Origin of the sequence: Paraburkholderia sp. EG304 (genome assembly GCF_046543485.1) — a bacterium.
GTDB classification, from domain to species: Bacteria; Pseudomonadota; Gammaproteobacteria; order Burkholderiales; family Burkholderiaceae; genus Paraburkholderia; species Paraburkholderia youngii.
Genome location: NZ_JBKGUA010000008.1, coordinates 61,517 through 80,243 on the forward strand (window position 1 = coordinate 61,517; position 18,727 = coordinate 80,243).

The window sequence follows — 18,727 nt, forward strand, 5'->3', positions numbered from 1 at the left end:
CGGGAGAAGCTTCAATGGCATCCAGCAAAACCCTGCTCATCACCGGCGTCAGCAGCGGCTTTGGCCGCGCGCTCGCACAAGAAGCGCTGGTGCTGGGTCACAAGGTCGTCGGTACGGTGAGAAGTGCCCAGGCAAAGCGCGAATTCGAGTCCCTGGCCGCGAACGCCGCTTGCGCACGCGTGCTCGACGTGACCGACTTCGACGCGATCGACGGCGTCGTGGCGGAAATCGAGGCCAGCGTCGGACCCATCGACGTGCTGGTCAACAATGCCGGCTACGGTCACGAGGGCATCATGGAGGAATCGCCTCTGTCGGAGATGCGCCGACAGTTCGATGTGAACGTGTTCGGTGCAGTCGCCATGATGAAGGCCGTCCTGCCATTCATGCGTGCGCGCCGCCGCGGTCGCATTGTGAATATCACATCGATGGGCGGCTACATCACGATGCCCGGAATCACTTATTACTGCGGCAGCAAGTTTGCGTTGGAAGGCATCTCCGAGGCGCTCGGCAAAGAGGTCAAGCCCTTCGGTATTGCCGTGACGGCGGTGGCGCCGGGCTCGTTTCGCACTGACTGGGCGGGTCGCTCGATGACTCGGACGCCCCGCTCGATTCCGGATTACGACGAGATCTTCAATCCCATCCGCCAGGCCCGCGAGGAAAAAAGCGGTAAGCAATTGGGAGATCCTGGGAAAGCGGCGCGGGCAATGCTGGCCGCCATCGCAGCGGAACATCCGCCCGCACATCTTTTGCTCGGTAGCGACGCACTCGGGCTCGTTCGAGACAAGTTGTCGGCGTTGAACGCGGAAATCGGCGCGTGGGAGGCCACCACCGTTTCGACGGATGGCTAATGACCGAAGTCTTGTTGACGCTGTCGGGCGGCCTCACTGTCAGGCAGCCGAAGCGTTCCGCTCTTGCAAACGCAGACCGCATGGCGATGCCCGCGTCGGCCGCGGCGGCGGAACATCTGACAACATGCTGCTGGAGTAGATACCGACAGTGGGATCCTTCATCCGCTAGCCCAACTGCAATGGGTTTTCAACGTTAGCAAACCAGGCCGCCTGATGACGGCATCGTCGACACACGGAGGCAGCACCATGAACGTTCGCAATCTGCCCGCCCATCCCGTCCAGTACAAGACTCGACAGGTCGGTGATGTCGAAGTGTTCTACCGGGAAGCCGGTCCGGCAGACGCGCCCGTGATCCATGCTGCTGCATGGTTTTCCCACGTCGAGCCATATGTTCCGCGATCTGATGCCGCTGCTGGCCGACCGCTACCGGCTCGTCGCACCGGATCTTCCTGGCTTCGGTCAGACGAAGGCGCCGCCGCGCGGCGAATTCGACTACACGTTCGACAATCTCGCCAAGGTCATCGACGCTTTCACCGAGATGCTGCAACTCAGTCGCTACGCGATCTACGCATTCGACTACGGTGCGCCGACCGGTTACCGGCTCGCTGTTGCACATCCCGAACGTGTGACGGCGATCGTCAGCCAGAATGGCAATGCCTATGTGGACGCGATATTCCATCGGCGGAAGTCCATTTGCTGGATGCCGGACACTTTGCGCTCGAAACGCACGGCGCGGAAATCGCCGCGTATATCGACGAATTTCTTTCGCGCAAGCTGTCGCATAGTCGTGCGTGATCGGCGATAAACGTGCAAACCTGCACAACGCGTGGAAAGTTTCCTTTGTGTGCGACGCGCGACTTTGCCTACACTTCGTCTCACTCGCTCGAGTGATGTAGATAGAAGCTGTTCTTCGCAAATCGGCACGCGCAGTCTTCACCCTCTGGAGCTCGAATCATGAAATACGATCCCACGGACACCGCCGTTGTGTTTATCGATCCCCAAATCGATGTGCTCAGCCTTTTGGGGAAGAACTGGGGCGCTGTTGGAGCCAGCGTGACGGAAAACCGGACCGTCGAAAACATGCTGCAGATATTCAAGGCGGCAAAAGCGGCGAAATTCAGCGTTTTCATCTCGCCGCATTACTTCTATCCGACCGATCGCACGTGGAAATTCAATGGCCCGCTGGAGGCGGACGAGTTTGCAACCGGCACTTTTGCTCGCACAGGCGCACTGAATCTGAGCGGATTCGAGAAATCGGGCGCTGATTGGCTGGAGGAGTTCAAGCCGTTCATCGACGATGGGGAAACCATCGTCGTGAGCCCGCACAAGGTTTTTGGTCCGCAAACGAACGACCTGACGCTGCAGCTTCGCAAGCGCAACGTACAGAAGGTCGTACTGGGCGGCATGCTCGCCAATATGTGTGTCGAGGCTCACCTGCGCGACCTGCTCGAACAGGGCTTCGAAGTATCCGTCGTCGCCGATGCCACAGCGGGACCGCGGCATCCGGTTTGGGGCGACGGTTATAAGGCTGCGTTGACCAACTTTGCGTTTCTTGCGCACGCCGTCGTCAAGACCCGGGACGTCGTTGAGGCAATGACTCAACGATAGATCAGCAGACCGGCGCAGGAACACGCTCGATGCTGATCAGGTGAAAGGGCCGCCTCAACTTGAACCCCAAGCGTTCATACAAGCCGATCGCAGCATGATTGTCATTGCGAACATGCAGGAACGCCGTGTCCCCGCGTGCCTCGATGTTCCTGCGCAAGACATTCACGAGTCGGCCTGCGAGGCCCTTGCCGCGATAGTCGTTATGCACGCAGACCGCGCTGATCTCGACATAACCATCGACCTGCATGCGCTCACCCGCCATCGAACCACCTTGCCGCAGATGCCCCTGTCGGGTCGTCAACGCAGACCAGATGGGGGTGCCCAGAATATGTTGGGACGGCTGATTCATATCGACTCCTTGTGCTCGTCAAACGGGTTTCGGTGACGAGTAATGTAGGTGCGCCGTTCCCGCTGTACCATTGCGGTAAATGTCAACTTTGATAGCGTTTACGCCATGAAGCTGGCGTCCTCGCCCTCGACGACGTGTTCGATACCGGCCTCACTGCGGTACTGAATGCCATCAACACCGCAAACGATCTGGCGGCGCAGCAGGACCCGCACTCACGGCCCGTCGACCTTCGTGTGGTGGAAATGAAGCGTTAGGTGCGCACGGCGCTCGAAATGCGGATGTCGGTCGAGGCGCCGAGCGCAGCCGACGGGTTCGATCGGGTCATCGTGCCTGCGCTGGGAGGAGTTTTGCCATGACTGAACCTGTCGATGCCGCTGCCGATACCGGAGCAAGCGGGTTTCAGGGTGTCACGCGACGCGTGCTCGAACGTATGCCGATGCCGGGAAGTGGTCAGGAACTCGTTCTGACCGAGGTGACTTACCCACCCGGTGGCGTGGCCCCGCTGCACGCGCATCCGGTTGGTGGAATCGTCTACATACTGGAAGGCGTAGCCGAGTCTGCATACGGCAGCGACGCTCCCCGACGATACTCGGCCGGCGCGTCTTTGCAGGACAGGACGGACGTGCCACATACGCTTTTTCGCAACTGCGACCCGGAACGCCCACTTCGCTTTCTGACAATTTGTGCACTGGAGCCCGGCCAGTCATACGTCATCGAGCTTTGAAGATCAGTTGCGCTGCGGACGCTTCGGTGGCATTGTCACCCTCGACGCTGGCCGAAGTTGCCGCTGAAGCAGGCACGGTGACAAGCATTGGAGGTAATTCGCGACCGCTTTGAATGTGTGCGATAGCGCACCAAATCGTCCCGATGTTGGGGGAGCATTGCGAGGCACTCCCTACCCACCAACCGGCGCTGCCGGTTGTGGGTACCCGCGTGTTGTTGTGGCGTTAGCTCCTCACATCACCCTGTGCAGGTTGCTACGGAATCGAAATTCAAATGCTGAACATCGATCTGAGGTCACAACTGCAGACGTATCTGCGAAACCTTCGCAGACCCGTCGAATTGATCGTGTCGCCGGGCGGTAGTCAAACATCGCACTTAATGCTGGCGATGCTGAACGAAATTGCGTCGTTGACCGACCTGGTCACGGTCGTCGAGGAGCAGCACGGCGACGAGCGCAAGCCCTCCTTTTCAATCAGGCAGGTGGGAGCAGATGCCTGCATTCAGTTTGCCGCCACCCCAACAGGGCCTGAATTTTCGTCCCTTGTCCTTGCAATCCTCCACGTTGGCGGGCATCCGGTCGTCGCAGACCATACGACCATCGAACGGATTCGAACACTGGAACGTGACTACTATTTCGAAACCTATATTTCGTTATCGTGCGGCAGCTGTGTGGACGTCGTGCAAGCGCTGAACATGATGGCGGTGATCAATCCACGGATTCACAACGTTACGATCGACGGCGGAATTTTTCAGAGTGAGCTGTCCGCGCGTGATATCAGCGTCGTGCCGACGATCTACATGAACGGCGAAGTTTTCGGCGAGGGGCGCAGCAGCTTCGTCGAGCTCGGCGCAAGACTTCTCGACATAGAAATGAGCATGCGAGCGGCACTGCGTGCGGCGAGCAAGTCGTAACGCCGCCCCTGCAAACCGCGAACGACACCAGCATCGTCATGCCCTCGCTCGCCAGATCGCGCACGATATTGGGTACCTCGGAGACCGGCGTGGGGTCCAGTACCGAAGTAATTTCATCGAGAAACAGCACCATCGGGTCCATCGCCAACGCGCGCACGAACGCCACGCGTTGCTGCTGACCGCCCGACAAGCGATCCGGATATTCCTTCGCCTTGTGAGCGAGGCCAACGCGCTTGAGCAGCGTCATCGCGCGTTCTTCTGCTTCGTCTTCCCGCTGTTTCAGAACGCGAATCGGCGCGAGCGTCACGTTCTCGAGAACGCTCATGTGCGGAAACAGGGGCAAAAGCCCGGCTGGTCTCACTTCAAGCGTTTCCGGTAAGAATGCGGGCAAACACCTACTTGGCGCCGCCCAGCTGTGGATGCAACAGCCCTTAACTGCCCCAACTCAGCCACGCCTGACTTCCCCGGCTGTAGAGGACATCACCGCATCACCCGGATGCCATTACGCGCAGCACCGGGTGTCCGTCTACGTTCTTCAGCGGGAAATATGAGTGATGGGTGGCAGGGTCGATTGCGACTACATGCGCGTTTGGACCGAGCCGACCCTCAGCGATTTTGGCAACGTGCGGGCCTTTGACATTGAAGATCGAGACAACGCCATCTTCGCCAGCGACATAGACCCTCCCCAGACCGGGATCGAACGCGAGCACGTCGGGGTCCTTGCCGATGGGGAATGACTGGACGACGCGCCGTGCTTCCATATCGAAGACGAGCAGTTTGTCATTGCCCTGACAGGCGACAAAAGCAAGCCGGTCTATCGAATCGATCAACAGTCCATGGTTGTGATCGGCCCCCGGGAGGGCAAACCGGGCGACGATCCTGTCGACTGTCGGGTCAATTTCAACCAGTTCATTGCGCGTCTGCACGTTGACAAAGATGTGATGCGATTGCGCATCGTATTGCGTGTTGCCAACCTCTCCACCAAGCGGAATGGTCGTGATGCGCTGGTTGGTCCGGACGTCAACGACTGTCTCCGTGCTCCCAGTCTCGTCTGACGCGTAAAGCTTATGCACATCCGGCGCGTAAGCCATCCCGTCCGGGTAATGTCCGCCCGGCATGCGCGCGACGATCTTGAGTGTTGCTTCATCGATGGCCACAATCTCGTCCGTTCCCGTCGCCGAGGCATACACGCGCGACATCCCGGGAATGGCGAGCACGCCATGCACCGATGAAACATCAGGAATCCGTGCGACCACGCGCGAAGCATTCACATCAACGACAATCACCTCTGCGTCGCCGAGGTGCGCGATGAACAGCAGATGGCGCTCGGGATCGTAGCTTTCGTAGTCAAGCCGCGTGGCGCGACCCGGCAGCGGGATATCAGCGACGTGTGTCAGTGGGAGATTGTTGACCTCCTGCCCGGCAGCGGGCGGAATCATATGCACCAGCACACCCAAGGCTGTACACAGTCCGAGTAGGACGAGGTACAGGAGCACCGCCGGGCGCAAACGCCAAGGTTGAAAGATTTTCATCAAACCCTCCTGCGGCACGACGGCCACCGCTGCGCGCGAATGGCGGCTGCGGTGGCATCGCGCAGAATATGGCCGCGCAGCGTTAGCGCGTGATTGCGGCCTGCGCATCCAGAGCCGCCTTGACACCCCTGGCCAGGTCGGCGGCCTTACCCTTGCCCCAGTAATGCAGGAACATGATGCGGGGCGACTCGCCCGTCATATGCTGATGGATGGCCACGATATTGATCCCCGATGCGCGCATGCTCTTGAGTACCGCCTGCAGCTCGCTTTCACGCATCGCGAAATCGCCATCGACAACCGCTTCGTCGTCTATGCCGGCGAAGGCGGCCCACGTGTTGACGCCCATCTCGTTGCCAACGGTGACGCCATGCATGGTGGCTGTCCTGCCGACGACCACCTTGAACATGCCGTTGTTCGTCTGGCCCTTCGCGCCGAACACCGCTTCCAGCGGTGCAGGGGTGATGTTGCTCTGCTCCGCAATGTGGCCAGCAAAGGCATTTTCTGGGTCGGTGTGGGCGGCCCGGACTTCAGCGATTCTGTCGTAGACCTCCTTGACGCCCTCCGCGAGCTTTCCGGCATCGCCCGTGCCGCCGATATGCATGAAGTACACCTTGGGCTGGTCAAAGAAGAAATGATTGTGAAGCGCCGTCACTTCCAGGCCGGCGTCGAGCGCTGCACTAATGGCTGGACCGACTTCATCTTCGAACAATACGGTGTCGCCCATCATCATGACCTGCGAACCGTGTGCCGGCTTGAATGCTGCATAGGACGTGAGTCCCATGAACGGTGGCATTGTCCAGCCGTCTACCTGGACCTTTACATCGTTGCGCGGTTTCGTGATCTTGAACACGCCCTCCTGTTTGGAAAGTGTGCCCTTCAGGCCGGTGATCTGTTCAATGCGAGCCGTGTCCATTGACGCAGGCTGCCGTGCATTGGCTGAGCTGGTAAACGCACAGACACTGGTGGCGATCATCAATGCATGCGAGAGGCGTCTTAACGATGACATCAGAAATTCCTCCTTGAACTGGGTGCATCCAGTACGCAGCATTTTTTTGCTCTTCGGGAACTGCGCTCTGTCTGGTTTCCTCCCGCCTGCGTGGTGGAACTAGTCCGGGCCGTTTCGTTCAGCGATCCGGTTTGACGTGACGGAAGACGAAAAGTAGCGAAAGGTCATACGCGATCTTGAGCGCGCCGCAGGCGACAAGCGGCGCGCCAAGCCACCCGATGCCAATCAGGCCGCCCGCCAGAGACGGTGCGAGCGATGCAGCGAGGCTCCGTGGTACCGAAGTGAAGCTTGCCGCGGCGGACCGCTCGGCCGGCGTAACGACGGCCATCACGTAGGCGGTGCGCGTGGGAACATCCATCTGGGACAACGCGCTGCGCGCGAGCAGCAGCGCCAAAGTCACTGGCAACGAAGCAGTAAAGGCCGCGGCGATGAGGCACAGGCTTGCCGGGATGTGCGTGAACACCATCGTATTGAGCAGCCCGATCTTGCTGGCGAGTCGCGGTGCAGCCAGTTGGGAGAGAGCGGTAAGCAGCCCTGCCCAGAAAAAGAACTGGCCCGCCGCGCCCGCGGACAGGCCGAAGCGTTGCATGAGCCACAGCGACATCAGTGAATTGACGACCAGACCGCCGGCAAACGCATCGACGCTGAACAGCAACGCCAGACGTGTCACGATGCGCCGTGACTTGCCGAGCGGTGCGCTCAGGCCAGAAGTGTGTGCGCCAGCAGGCGGCAAGCGACGATAGAGCAACCAGATCGCACCGCCCGTCGCCGCATACACGATGAACATCGTGCGCATGGCCGTGAGTTCCGCCATGTGTGCATGTGCTACCAGCCACGCGGGCACGCCCGCTGCGAGCGAACCGACTGCGGCTGAAACGGCACCGACCAGGCTGTAGCGGGCGAATAGCGCCGTTCGTGCATCGCCCGTCGCCATCCCGGCAAGCTGGGATTGTTCGAGGGGGAGAAAAAGGCTGACGTCGCCAGAGCTTGGGTTGAGCGTACCAACAAAGGCGACGATGAGCAGAGGCAGCAACGACGATAGCCCCGCAAAGCCAAGGCCAGTCGCGACCATCAGTACAGCGGCGAAAATAAACATCCGGCGTGCCGCAAAGCGATTGGCAAGCACACCCACCGCGATCGTGGCCACTGCGGAACCGACCAGCGTCGCGGTGCTGATCAGCCCGACGTCGACCTTGGCGAACCCAAGCGCAAGCAGATATGCGGGTAACAGCACCGCGATGAAACCGTCACAGAGGCCCCGCAGTCCACGGCTTACCAGCAGCAGTTGCGCCGCGCGGTCGGCTCCTGCTGGCAACACCCGTCTTGACATCCGCGCTGCCAGCGAAACAGTGTGACCTTCCTCACGTGTGTTCATTGCTGCTCTTGCACCAGGCATACAGCGCGTCGTAGACGATCATGCCTTGTCGCAACTGCTCATGATCGTCTGTGAAATTGCGTGACAGGCCGATAGAGATGGCATAGAGCCCGGTCGCCTCAGGAGCCAGACCGAGCCGGCTGGTGTCGGCGCCTCGCACGATGCGCGCGAGCCTGATCAGCGCGGGTTCGTCCAGTTGATATTTCTGCAGGAAGGCATCGAAACTGCAGAGTTCGCCGTGATGACCGAGTTCGACGTCCGGCACATCGAAGGGAATCGCCCCTGTTTGCTGAGCGAGGCGCATAACCTCGTCGCGAGGCACGTAGAGGAACTCCGGTTCCTTGTCGATGAAACGGGCAATCAGCCACGGGCAGGCGATACGGTCGACTTTGGGTCGTTCGCGCGTAATCCATTTCATAACGCTGCTCCTCCTTGAACACAGCTGTGACAAAACGCTTGATCAGTCGTCGTCTTCCTCGTCGCCCCGCGTCGCGACGACCTTTCCGGTCTCGTCGAGAATCAGAGTCTGTTTCTGGTCGCCTGAGCAGCGCTCCATTAGCCGTGCGCATGGATGAGCGGGTATACAGCAAGACCGATGAGGGCCGCGGCGATGACGATGATTGGCTCCTGCAGCTTCTTGAAACGCCACAGCAAGAGCACGGTTGCGAGCGCGAGCAGAACAGTCGGCACGTCGACGATTGAGCGCCGTGCAATCACGATCACCGAGCCGGTAATGGCGCCAACAGCAGCGGCAGTGATACCGTCGACGAACGCCTTGACGGCGGGCAGCTTGCCGTACTTCTTGAAGTATGGTGCCGGCAGCACCGTGAAGAGATAACAAGGCAGGAAGGTGCCGAGAGCCGCCACGCAGGCGCCCGCGAGTCCTGCGACCAGATAGCCGATGAAACCAACCGTGATCACGACCGGTCCCGGCGTAATCATCGCGACGGCCACAGCATCGACAAACTGCTTGTCGTTGAGCCAGTGATGCTCGGTGACCACCCCACCGTAAAGGAACGGGACGATTGCCAGCCCGGAGCCGAACACGAAAGCGCCCGCCTTCATAAAGAACAGCCCGATCTGGCCGAGCAGCGGCCAGTCAAGACCACTGAGCATGCCGCTCGCAGCCGGCAGCTGGGCGGCTGCGGCTGCGTTCAGTCCGCCCCTGCTCAACCATTTCGGTGGGGCAACGACGAACCAGTTGATGAGGCCGCCCGCAATGAACAGCCACACGATCTCCGATTCGGTGATGACGGTCACCGCCGCGAGCGTCAGGTAGATCGCCCACAGCAGCCTGTTCCTGCCGATGGTCTTCGTGGTGAGCTTGTACGCGCTCATCGCGATGATCCCCACGACTGCGGCACCGACCCCGTAGAAGGCAGCCTGCATCCATGAGAGACCGCCAAAATGAGCGTAGGCCCAGCCAAGGCCAACCACCATCAGGAACGACGGCAGCACGAAGGCGATACCGGCGAGCGTTGCACCCACGATGTGATAGTGCACGTGGCCCATATAGATGCCGAGCTGTGCCGCGAGTGGTCCCGGCATCATCTGCGCGAGCGCCAGTCCCTCACGGTAGTCCGACTCGCTGATCCAGCCGCGCCGTTCAACGAGGTCGCGGTGCATGTAGCCGACGAGCGCCACAGGTCCGCCGAATCCGAACGTGCCAAGCTGCAGCATGTACAGGACCAGTTGGCTGAGCGTGTAACCTGGAGCCGTCACCGTCGCGGTGTTCACGATCGTCCTCCAGCGTCCCTGCCTTTCGCGGCCGACGCAAAGTGCGTGTAAAGCGAATCCAGCACGCGGCCCATTTCATCAAGCAACTGGTCATCATTCGGCGCGCGTTCCCTCGCCCCTGCCATCACGGCTTCGAACCCAGTGGCTTCGGGCACGGGGGCGCCACCCACGTCGAGCGCGTGAACCATCTCGCCGAGCCGCAGCAGCGCGGGATCCTTGTCGAGACCGAAGCTGACGACCAGCACTTCGAACGTCACGCGTTCGCCGACGTGGGTGAACGCGGCGCCGTCGAAGTCGAAACCAAGCACATTGGGTGGGCAGGCACTGGGCGATGTGAGCCAGATGAAGTGCGCATCGCGATCGATGAAGCGCCGGATCAACCAGGCGCTTGCTACGCGGTCGACCCACATGTGTTGCCGCGTGGCCCACGTGCGCCCCTTGTAGTCGATTACTGACAGGCTTCGGATGGGCCGCTCGGCGGAATGGGGTTCACCCGGCGAAAGCACGGTATCGACCAGACCGATGAAGTCCTGCCACGCCGCCTCGGCGCGAGTTGCGGAGTCGCCCGGAAAGAAATCGATCGCGACGATGCTTTCGTAATCCTTTCGCAGACGCCGAAGCAGCTTCGTAAGGTCCGCCGCTGAATGGCCGGAAACTGTCTTGCGTGCGTCCTTCAGCGTGCGCATGAACTCAGCATGGTCGTCACTGCGATCGAAAAGTGCCCGGAATTCCGCTTCCTGCGCGGCGTCGAGGCTCGCCGCGCGTAGCAGGTGCGCGGTGCCGCCACTATCAGCGATGGCTCCTGCGAGTTCGCGCAGCACCTGCTCGCGCTCTTCCGTGTGAGGCAGCAGATAAATGCCGTCCCGAAGCACAGCGCAGCCACGGGCCTTCAGCGCACGCCAGTAACGCATCCGCGCGGTAGCGTTCTCTGTCGGGAGAGTCAGCACCAGTAGCGACCAGGTTGAAAGTGTAGTCATGTAGATTACGTTACATTGCAGTAACGCTCCCTACAAGTTAACTTTTTGCTGCGTACGACGAATTGCATCCGTCACCCCGGCAATGGTCGGTAAACTGTCCCTTCTGCCGCGAACATGAGGTTGAAGTTGTGAGATCAGGATATGGCGCGATATTCACCGCGTTGGCCGCTGCGGCGCTGTTCGGCGCCGCGACACCGCTGGCCAAGGCGCTGCTCGGCTCGGTCAGCCCATTCATGCTCGCAGGCTTGTTTTATCTCGGTAGCGGCCTGGGGCTTGGCGTCGGCATCGCGTGGCGCGCGTTCCGATCGCGCGGGCGTCAGTCCGGCTCGCACCATCGCATCACCAAAGGCGAGCTGCCCTGGCTGATCGGGGCGATAGCGATGGGCGGCGTCGCCGGGCCCGCACTGCTGATGCTGGGTCTGTCGACCACACCAGCGGCAACCAGTTCGTTATTGCTCAACCTCGAGGGCGTGTTGACCGCCGTGATTGCCTGGGTGGTCTTCCGGGAAAATGTCGACCTTCAGGTTTTTCTCGGGATGGTGGCGATCGTTGCGGGCGGCGTGCTTCTGTCGTGGCATCCCGGACAGGCAGGCGTGCCGGTAGGTGCGTTACTGATCGTCGGCGCGTGTCTGTGCTGGGCAATCGACAACAACCTGACGCGCAAGGTCTCGGCGAACGATGCGATGGTGATCGCGTGTCTCAAAGGGTTGGTGGCCGGTCCCGTGAATCTCGGCATCGCGATCGCGGCTGGCGCTGCGCTGCCGTCAGCAGGAACCATGACCGCAGCGATGCTGACCGGGCTCGGCGGTTACGGCATCAGCCTCGTGCTGTTCGTTGTTGCGCTTCGCCATCTTGGTACCGCGCGTACAGGTGCGTACTTTTCCGTTGCGCCGCTTTTCGGTGTGATCCTTTCGCTGATCATATGGCCCGCCCTGCCCAACCTGTCTTTTTGGATCGCCGCGGCCCTGATGGCGCTGGGCATCTGGCAACATGTGCGCGAGCGGCATGAGCACGAGCACCGTCATGAGTTTCTCGAACACACGCACCGGCATCGCCATGACGAGCATCATCAGCACGAGCATGATTTTCCTTATGCCGGTGACGAGCCGCACACGCACCCTCACGTGCATCTGCCTATTACCCATTCGCACGCGCATTTCCCCGATATTCATCATCGGCATCAGCACTAGTTGGGCGCACGAGGATCGAACTAGTCCAAAGTCGAGAATGCGTCTGGCGTGAAGTCTGCGATTTCATCGAGCAGAACGTCGAGTTCAGGCACGAGGTTTTCCGGGGTCGAGTTGCGAAGGCCGCCGGCTATAACGCGTCTATCCACGCGCTAATCGCGGCGTTAACGTCGCCACTTCGGTCCTGCATGATCCAATGACCCGTATCGGTCCATACGTCCACTTTCGACTCCGGATGCGAGAACCAGGCGCGCATGCGATGCGCCTGCTCGGGGTCGCGACACAAGTGATAGACGGGAACGGTAAGGCTCCTGCAGAACGTTGCGCTCGCTTCTCCGATGCCGACCTGATCGCTGCCGAAGAACAGCGGACCGAAGGATTCGCGCACGACATGCGCCGGCATGCCCTGCACGCGCCTCGCGTGCCAACGTTTGAATGCCGGGTCGGTGTTGCGGTCGTAAACATGCTCAAACAACGCTCGAACAACGATGCCGGGATCGCTCGCATTCAGGTCATGCGTGGTTTTCGCAAAGAGCTCGGCAGCAGCGCCGGAAAAGCCGAGCGCGCCATCGACGGACACGACCGCGCTGACCAGATCGGCGCGCTTTGCGGCGAGTCGGGCGGCGATCTGGCCGCCCATCGAATGTCCGACGAGAATGAATTTCTGTCCGGGATGCTGTGTTTCGATAAGCGCCTCGATGTCCGCGACGTAGTCGGCGGGCGCATAACTCCCGGACGGCATCAGTTCCGACCTGCCATGCCCGCGCAGATCGACAGCGACGACACGGAACCTGCTTTCGAAGAACGGCAGTTGCCAGCTCCAGTCGTGGGAATCGCAGGTCCAGCCGTGGATGAACATGACGCTCCTGCCCGTGCCTGCCTCGGTCGCGAACAATGTGGCCAGTGGTTTCGTTGCAGCAAAGGCTTCATGGTTGCCGAGAGTGGCCGCAATCGCTGCCGCACCGGCGACCTTCAGCATGTCACGACGCGAAAGTTCGCGCAGTTTGATTTCCATGTGTCGTCCTAACCTACGCATAAAAAAACATGAACGAACGCGGGCGGCTGTGTGATTTTAATGAGCGCCACGCACGAAGCGATTACCTTGGCGCCATGTTATACATCGGATATCTACAGTCAATTACGCACCTTCGGGTGCGCAGATATACAGGAGGATACCGGCATGACTTGCGAGGTGGACCAGGTGTTCTTTGCGGACTGCGCGGCGCGATCCTTTTTCGATCAGGTGGCGAACAAATGGTCGGTGATGATTCTTACGCTACTGACGCAGAAGCCAACGCGTTTCAATGAGATCAAGCGTCGGCTGGAAGGGATCACTCACAAGGCACTCACCCAGGCGTTGAGGCGTCTCGAACGCAATGGCCTGATCGCTCGGGAGGTGCTCAACACTTCGCCCGTGGCGGTCGAGTATTCGATCACGGACCTCGGGCGGACGCTCCAGGTCCCGTTTGGCGCAGTGTATGACTGGTCGATCAAGCACCTGCATGTGATCGAGCAGGCGCAAAGAGATTATGACCAACATGCATTGGGGGAGCGATAGGCTTGTCAAATCATTCGGCCAGACTCGACATCGGTCATTCGCAATGAGCGGGACGGCGGTGTCCACGCGTGCCGAACAGCACGGTTTACCGCTGCCCCCGCGAGTCCGGCTGAACGCTATCTTCCGGCGACGTTTCGACGCCATCGTCAGGCGCCGACTGCACGTTTTCTTCCGGAAACGACCCGATACTCTGCACGGCAGGCGGCTGCACGCGTTCGACCACGACGGGCGGACTGGCACTTGCCGCCGGCGCCTTGCGCTGCAGATCGCTCGAAACGCTGCTAAGGCCCGTGCCGACGGTCGAGGTCGTGGTACTCGCGCTCTTGAGAATGCCCTGCGGGCCGAACATGAACACGGCTGCGGAGCTATGTGTGTCGGAGCCGCCAACCAGCGACCCGATGAACGGAAGAAAGCTTTCCGGGTGAGGCCGCGAGGTCACGTAGGTGTAGACGAGTAACGTCGAGCCGTCGTCCAGCGCACTCTCTACCGAAGCGGGACCGAGCGCGGCCACGACTTCTTGCAGCGTAGTCACGCCCGGCTTGAAGTTCGACATCTGTTCCGGGCTCACATCGACACCGGCCGACACGCATCCGGCCAGCACCGCACCGCAAATGAGCCCAACGACCTGACCACGTTTCATGGCCCCTCCTACCAATCATTCTAGGTCGCTGGTTCCATTGCGGGGAGGCGCGAGCCTCCACCGCCGCCGCCTCGCTCAAAACCGATGCCGCAACCCCGCCAGCACCGCGATCTGACTATTGCGCCCCGCCCCAGCCGGTCCGAAGAAGTTGATTGCGACGGTGCTCGCATCGCCGGCCAGACGCTGATAGACCATCGACATATGCAGATCGGTGCGCTTCGACAGCAGGTAACTGATGCCCGCGTCCACCTGATGCCATTTCGGCCGGTCGCCGGTTGCGAACGACGTCGCGCCGGTGCCGGTATAGCCACCGCCATCGGTGAAGATGTAGCCGAGCCCCGCCATCAGCGCCGGCGTGAAGTAGTAGCGCCCGTTGATCTCGTAGTTGTTGACACGCAGGCTGTGGCCGCCGCGATAGTCGAGCAGCGTGTTGGTGAAGATGAAGTTCACGTTTGCAGCGCCGAACGTATAGCCGGCGCCGAGCGCCGAGATCCGCTGACGCTCGACGAAGCCCGCGTTATAGAAGATGCTGGTCGAGCCGCTGTACTCGTCGCCGATCGCGCCGGTCGGATTGTTCCCCGACGCGAGCCCCGCCGACGGATTGTTCAGTTGCAGGTAGCTCGCAACCACGTGCAGCGGCCCGCGCAGGTAGTCGACCCCGAAGCCGTACGCGCGGTTGTTGGCGAAGCCCTGGCCGGCGTCGCCGCCCGCCTGGTTGCTGAACGCGTAGAGCGCGCCGAGCTTCAGACCCGTAAGCGGACTCACCTCGTACTTGACGCTGTTGTTCAGGCGAAACGTCTGGAAGCTGTCGTCGACGTCGCCGATGTGGGCGCCGTAGATGCTGCCGAACATCAGCCAGGACATCAGCGGCGCGACGTAGTCGAACGTGTAGTCGTACTGGCGGCCGAGCGTCAGCTTGCCGTACTGCGTGCTCGCCAACCCGACGTACGCCTGCCGCCCGAACAGCCGGCCGCCCTGCGACGACGTGCCGTTCAGTCCGCTGAAGCCGGCTTCGAGCTGGAACACGGCGGACAGGCCGCCGCCGAGGTCCTCGCGTCCGAGGAAGCCGAAGCGATCGCCGCTGCCCCAGCCGGTCGCCATCGACCAGCGCGAGGCCCCTTGCGCCTTGATCGACGACGCGACCGTATTCGTCCAGGCAATGCCCGTATCGATGATGCCGTACAGCGTGACCGAGCTTTGCGCGTCGGCCGTGAGCGGCGCCGCGAAGGCGCAAACCACCGCAGCAGTGCAGACTGCTGTTTTCATTGTGCTTCTCCGGTTTCGATTTAATCGGGTGATGCGGATGAAAGGCGCCAGCGAGCCGAGTGCGCGACGGTGCGCCGCGCACAGCCGGCCCTGCCGCCGCTGCGAGTCCTACCGCTCTGCCGCGGACAGCGGCGGCTCGGCGCCGCCCGCCAGATCGTGCTCGGCGAGGCCGTCGTCGTGCGCATCGCCGGGCCGGTACATGCGACCGAGCACGAACATCAGCGCCGCGACGGTGACGACCGGCAGCGCCGCGACCTGAAATAGCTCGCGCACCGGCAGATGTCCGGCGAGCAGCATCCCGCCGATCATCGGGCCCGAGATCGAGCCGATCTTCGCGACGCCGATCGCGGTGCCGGTGCCTTTCGAGCGGAAGCTGGTCGGATAGACGATCGATGCGACCGCATTGAGACCCGCCTGGGTGCCGGCCACGCAGAAGCCGACGCCGAACACGGCTGCGGTCAGCAAAGCCGTATTCAGGTCCATGCCGAGCGCCGCGACGAGCGGAAAGCCAACCAGCGGCAAACAGGTGACGAGCCGCACGCCGTGGCGATCGATGAAGCGCATCAGCACGAGGCCGCCGAGCGTGCCGCCGACCGAGAACAGCGTGGTCATCAGCGCGGCGCGATGCGCGGCGACGCCGGTCGCCTCGATCAGCACGGGCAGCCAGTTCTGCAGGAAGAACAGCGCCATCGAATTCGCGATGTACGCGAGCCACAGCGCGGTCGTCACATAGCGCAGGCGGCCGGCGAACAGCATGCGTGGCGAGAACCTGGCGACGCGGCGCTCGTCGGTGACGACGAACTGCGCGCCGGGCGGCAACGCGAGTTCGGGCCGCACCCGCGCGGCGGTCGCCGCGATGCCGTCGCGGGGCCAGCCTTTGAGCACCTGATAGCGCAGCGACTCCGGCATCACGAACGACAGCCCGGCCGCCACCACGAGCGGCGCGAGCCCGCCGACCACGAATACCGCGGGCCAGCCATAGTGCGGCACGAGCCACACGGCGACGCCGCCGCCGAAGCCCGCGCCGAGCGTGTAGCCGGTGAACATCAGCGTGACCCAGGTCGCGCGCAGCCGCTTCGGCGCGAATTCCGACACCAGCACGAACGCGTTCGGCACCGCGCCGCCGATGCCGATGCCCGCCGCGAAGCGCAGCCACAGCAGCTGGTCGACACTCGCGGCCCATGCGGTCGCGAGCGTGATGAGCCCGTACCAGCACGCGCCGAGCAGGATCGCGCGCTTGCGCCCGATCCGGTCGCCGATATAGCCGAACAGGATCGAGCCGACCATGATGCCGAAGATGTTGGCGCCGAACACCGGACCGAGCACGCTGCGCTCGATGTGCCACGCTCGAATCAGCGAAGGCGCGGCGAACGCCAGCGCACTGAGCTCGTAGCCGTCGGTCAGCATCACGAGCCATGTGGACGCGATCAGCAGGATCGCGAAGCGGCCGATCCTCTGTTCGTCGATCAGGCGCGACACGTCCACCGCGCGCGCATCGGGCAGGGTTTGAATCATCGTCTCCTCCAGAGGTGCCGCGTCGGCGGCCGGGCAACTCCCGGCGCGTCGCGCGGATCCGTCATATCGTCTCTAGCCGGCGCGGCAGTGGGTGCTCGTCACGAGCCTCCTCGCGGAGCTCGCGCTGCACCTCTTTGGTATTGCCGCGCCGCCGGCGGGTCGTGCGTCAGTTCTTCAGATGCGGCGGATCGATGCGATCGACGTTGTCCGCGAGCCGCTCGCGCAGCCTGCCGCGATCGATGTCGTGGACACTGCCGCCGTCGGCGAGATCGAACGCGTGCGCGGCCGCCGCGCCCATCGCGATGCACGGACCCATCACCCGCACGCTCGACAGCGCGGTCGCATCCGCGTCGATGCAGCGGCCGGCGGCGATCAGGTTGTCCGCGTCCTTCACGACGAGGCTGCCGAACGGCACGGTATGCAGGTGGTCGTCGCCGAACGGCTTCCATTCATAGCCTTCGGCGCGATCGTGCAATTCGATCGGCCACGACGTGCGCGCGACCGCGTCGGGAAACTGCCGGGCGGCGATCACGTCTTCGGAACTCAACTGCTGCGCGCCGACGATCCAGCGCGTCTGCCGGATGCCCGGCAGGCCGTAGCTGCGGATGTGCGCGTTGCGATAGATACGCGGATACTCGCCGCGCAGAAACTCGAACGCGCGGTCCGCCTGGTCGCGTCCGATGAGCGCCGTGTGCGACGCCGCCATCGGTTCGAGCGGCGTCTCGATGTGCGTCATGTTCGCGATGCCGATATTGCGGCCACGGAAATAGAACACGAGCCCGTCCTTGCGCTCCAGCCCATACGCGTGCGCCTTTTCCTCGACGCGCTCGCGAAACGCGGGCGGCGTCGGCAGATCGGTTTCGTCGAGGTTCTCGAGCACGATCATCTGCGTGCCGCGAATCGGCGTTTCCGGCTCCTGGCAGTCGAAGCCGGCCAGCCACGTGAGCGCCGCGTCGCCGCTCGCATCGACGAAGCCGTTCGCCGCGATGCGCACGTCGCCGTAGCGCGTCGCGACTTCGAGCTCGCGCACCCGCCGCCCTTCGCGCACGACGTCGCGCAACACCGCGCCGAGCACGACCGTGATGCCGGCGTCGAGGATCTTCTGCTCGATCCAGCGCGCGAGCGCGACTTCGTCGTACAGCACGACGGTCGTCAGCGGCCCTTCCTTGTAGTGCAGCGCGCCCTTCTCGCCGAGATCGCGTAGGATGCCGTCCGCGATGCCGTGCGTCACCTGGAAGCGCTGCGGCCCATTCGAGAACAGCCCGCAGAACGTGCCGATGATCGAGTTGACCGCCTGGCCGCCGAGCGCGGGCAGGCTGTCCACCAGCACGACCTTGCGGCCAAGCGCGGCCGCTTCGAGCGCAGCCGACGTGCCGGCGATGCCCGCGCCGACGATGCACACGTCGGCGTCGAGTTTCCAGCCCGTCGGTTGGCCGCCGCGGCGGACGATACGAGTACCAGTCTTCAAAACATTTCCTCCTTGAAAAACCATCG

The 18,727-nt window shown here is 62.2% G+C and carries 18 protein-coding genes and 2 pseudogenes; 7 read left to right on the top strand and 13 right to left on the bottom strand.

Going from position 1 to position 18,727, the window contains the following annotated elements:
• Positions 1-14: 14 nt before the first annotated feature.
• From ACLFKU_RS12180 to ACLFKU_RS12190, 3 genes and pseudogenes are all read left to right on the top strand, one after another.
• Entirely contained in the window at positions 15-848 is an 834-nt protein-coding gene (locus ACLFKU_RS12180) for an oxidoreductase (protein WP_410849244.1), read from the top strand.
• 246 nt (positions 849-1,094) lie between these two features.
• Positions 1,095-1,521, top strand: a pseudogene (locus ACLFKU_RS12185) (alpha/beta fold hydrolase); the annotation flags it as partial.
• A 281-nt stretch (positions 1,522-1,802) separates the two neighbouring features.
• Positions 1,803-2,456 carry a cysteine hydrolase family protein gene (locus ACLFKU_RS12190; RefSeq protein ID WP_410849245.1) on the top strand — a complete coding sequence of 218 codons (654 nt, stop codon included), beginning with the start codon at positions 1,803-1,805 and terminating at the stop codon, positions 2,454-2,456.
• Between the two features lies 1 nt (position 2,457).
• Here ACLFKU_RS12190 and ACLFKU_RS12195 read toward each other — a convergent pair whose 3' ends face one another.
• Entirely contained in the window at positions 2,458-2,805 is a 348-nt protein-coding gene (locus ACLFKU_RS12195) for a GNAT family N-acetyltransferase (protein ID WP_410849246.1), read from the bottom strand.
• Positions 2,806-3,157: 352 nt separating this feature from the next.
• Between ACLFKU_RS12195 and ACLFKU_RS12200 the strand changes: the two genes are divergently transcribed.
• Positions 3,158-3,529, top strand: coding sequence for a cupin domain-containing protein (locus ACLFKU_RS12200; RefSeq protein WP_410849247.1), 372 nt, complete (start codon positions 3,158-3,160; stop codon positions 3,527-3,529).
• 272 nt (positions 3,530-3,801) lie between these two features.
• Positions 3,802-4,440 (top strand): alkyl hydroperoxide reductase, encoded by a 639-nt coding sequence (locus tag ACLFKU_RS12205; RefSeq protein ID WP_410849248.1) that lies wholly within the window; start codon positions 3,802-3,804, stop codon positions 4,438-4,440.
• Between the two features lie 28 nt (positions 4,441-4,468).
• On the opposite strand, the pseudogene ACLFKU_RS12210 reads toward ACLFKU_RS12205, so the two are convergent.
• From ACLFKU_RS12210 to ACLFKU_RS12240, 7 genes and pseudogenes are all read right to left on the bottom strand, one after another.
• A pseudogene (locus tag ACLFKU_RS12210) lies at positions 4,469-4,777 on the bottom strand (ATP-binding cassette domain-containing protein); the annotation flags it as partial.
• A gap of 151 nt (positions 4,778-4,928) precedes the next feature.
• Positions 4,929-5,972 carry a hypothetical protein gene (locus ACLFKU_RS12215; protein WP_410849249.1) on the bottom strand — a complete coding sequence of 348 codons (1,044 nt, stop codon included), beginning with the start codon at positions 5,970-5,972 and terminating at the stop codon, positions 4,929-4,931.
• Positions 5,973-6,054: 82 nt separating this feature from the next.
• On the bottom strand, positions 6,055-6,885 hold the full coding sequence (locus ACLFKU_RS12220; RefSeq protein WP_410849359.1) for a DUF1259 domain-containing protein: 831 nt from the start codon (positions 6,883-6,885) through the stop codon (positions 6,055-6,057).
• Between the two features lie 211 nt (positions 6,886-7,096).
• On the bottom strand, positions 7,097-8,353 hold the full coding sequence (locus ACLFKU_RS12225) for an MFS transporter (RefSeq protein WP_368583621.1): 1,257 nt from the start codon (positions 8,351-8,353) through the stop codon (positions 7,097-7,099).
• Positions 8,340-8,771 carry a chromate resistance protein ChrB domain-containing protein gene (locus ACLFKU_RS12230; protein ID WP_410849250.1) on the bottom strand — a complete coding sequence of 144 codons (432 nt, stop codon included), beginning with the start codon at positions 8,769-8,771 and terminating at the stop codon, positions 8,340-8,342. The genes ACLFKU_RS12225 and ACLFKU_RS12230 overlap by 14 nt, the downstream gene beginning before the upstream one ends.
• Positions 8,772-8,908: 137 nt before the next feature.
• Positions 8,909-10,090: a chromate transporter gene (locus ACLFKU_RS12235; protein ID WP_410849251.1), complete on the bottom strand. Its 1,182-nt coding sequence runs from the start codon at positions 10,088-10,090 to the stop codon at positions 8,909-8,911.
• Positions 10,087-11,067 carry a chromate resistance protein ChrB domain-containing protein gene (locus tag ACLFKU_RS12240; RefSeq protein WP_410849252.1) on the bottom strand — a complete coding sequence of 327 codons (981 nt, stop codon included), beginning with the start codon at positions 11,065-11,067 and terminating at the stop codon, positions 10,087-10,089. Before ACLFKU_RS12240 ends, ACLFKU_RS12235 begins: the two co-directional genes overlap by 4 nt.
• Before the next feature lie 128 nt (positions 11,068-11,195).
• Between ACLFKU_RS12240 and ACLFKU_RS12245 the strand changes: the two genes are divergently transcribed.
• Positions 11,196-12,257, top strand: coding sequence for a DMT family transporter (locus ACLFKU_RS12245; protein WP_410849360.1), 1,062 nt, complete (start codon positions 11,196-11,198; stop codon positions 12,255-12,257).
• A 127-nt stretch (positions 12,258-12,384) separates the two neighbouring features.
• On the opposite strand, the gene ACLFKU_RS12250 is transcribed toward ACLFKU_RS12245, so the two are convergent.
• The gene (locus ACLFKU_RS12250; RefSeq protein WP_410849253.1) at positions 12,385-13,269 is read right to left on the bottom strand and encodes an alpha/beta fold hydrolase; all 885 of its coding nucleotides are present in this window, start codon (positions 13,267-13,269) and stop codon (positions 12,385-12,387) included.
• 165 nt (positions 13,270-13,434) lie between these two features.
• Here ACLFKU_RS12250 and ACLFKU_RS12255 point away from each other — a divergent pair, with 165 nt between their 5' ends.
• Entirely contained in the window at positions 13,435-13,812 is a 378-nt protein-coding gene (locus ACLFKU_RS12255) for a winged helix-turn-helix transcriptional regulator (RefSeq protein ID WP_410849254.1), read from the top strand.
• An 85-nt stretch (positions 13,813-13,897) separates the two neighbouring features.
• Here the strand turns inward: ACLFKU_RS12255 and ACLFKU_RS12260 are convergent, their stop codons facing one another.
• From ACLFKU_RS12260 to ACLFKU_RS12275, 4 genes are all read right to left on the bottom strand, one after another.
• Entirely contained in the window at positions 13,898-14,452 is a 555-nt protein-coding gene (locus tag ACLFKU_RS12260) for a hypothetical protein (RefSeq protein ID WP_410849255.1), read from the bottom strand.
• 75 nt (positions 14,453-14,527) lie between these two features.
• A complete protein-coding gene (locus ACLFKU_RS12265; RefSeq protein ID WP_368583628.1) occupies positions 14,528-15,718 on the bottom strand; it encodes a porin in 1,191 nt (396 codons plus the stop codon).
• Between the two features lie 108 nt (positions 15,719-15,826).
• The gene (locus tag ACLFKU_RS12270) at positions 15,827-17,233 is read right to left on the bottom strand and encodes an MFS transporter (protein ID WP_410849256.1); all 1,407 of its coding nucleotides are present in this window, start codon (positions 17,231-17,233) and stop codon (positions 15,827-15,829) included.
• Between the two features lie 166 nt (positions 17,234-17,399).
• Complete coding sequence (locus ACLFKU_RS12275) at positions 17,400-18,725, bottom strand: FAD-dependent oxidoreductase (RefSeq protein WP_410849257.1); 1,326 nt, start codon at positions 18,723-18,725, stop codon at positions 17,400-17,402.
• Positions 18,726-18,727: the final 2 nt, after the last annotated feature.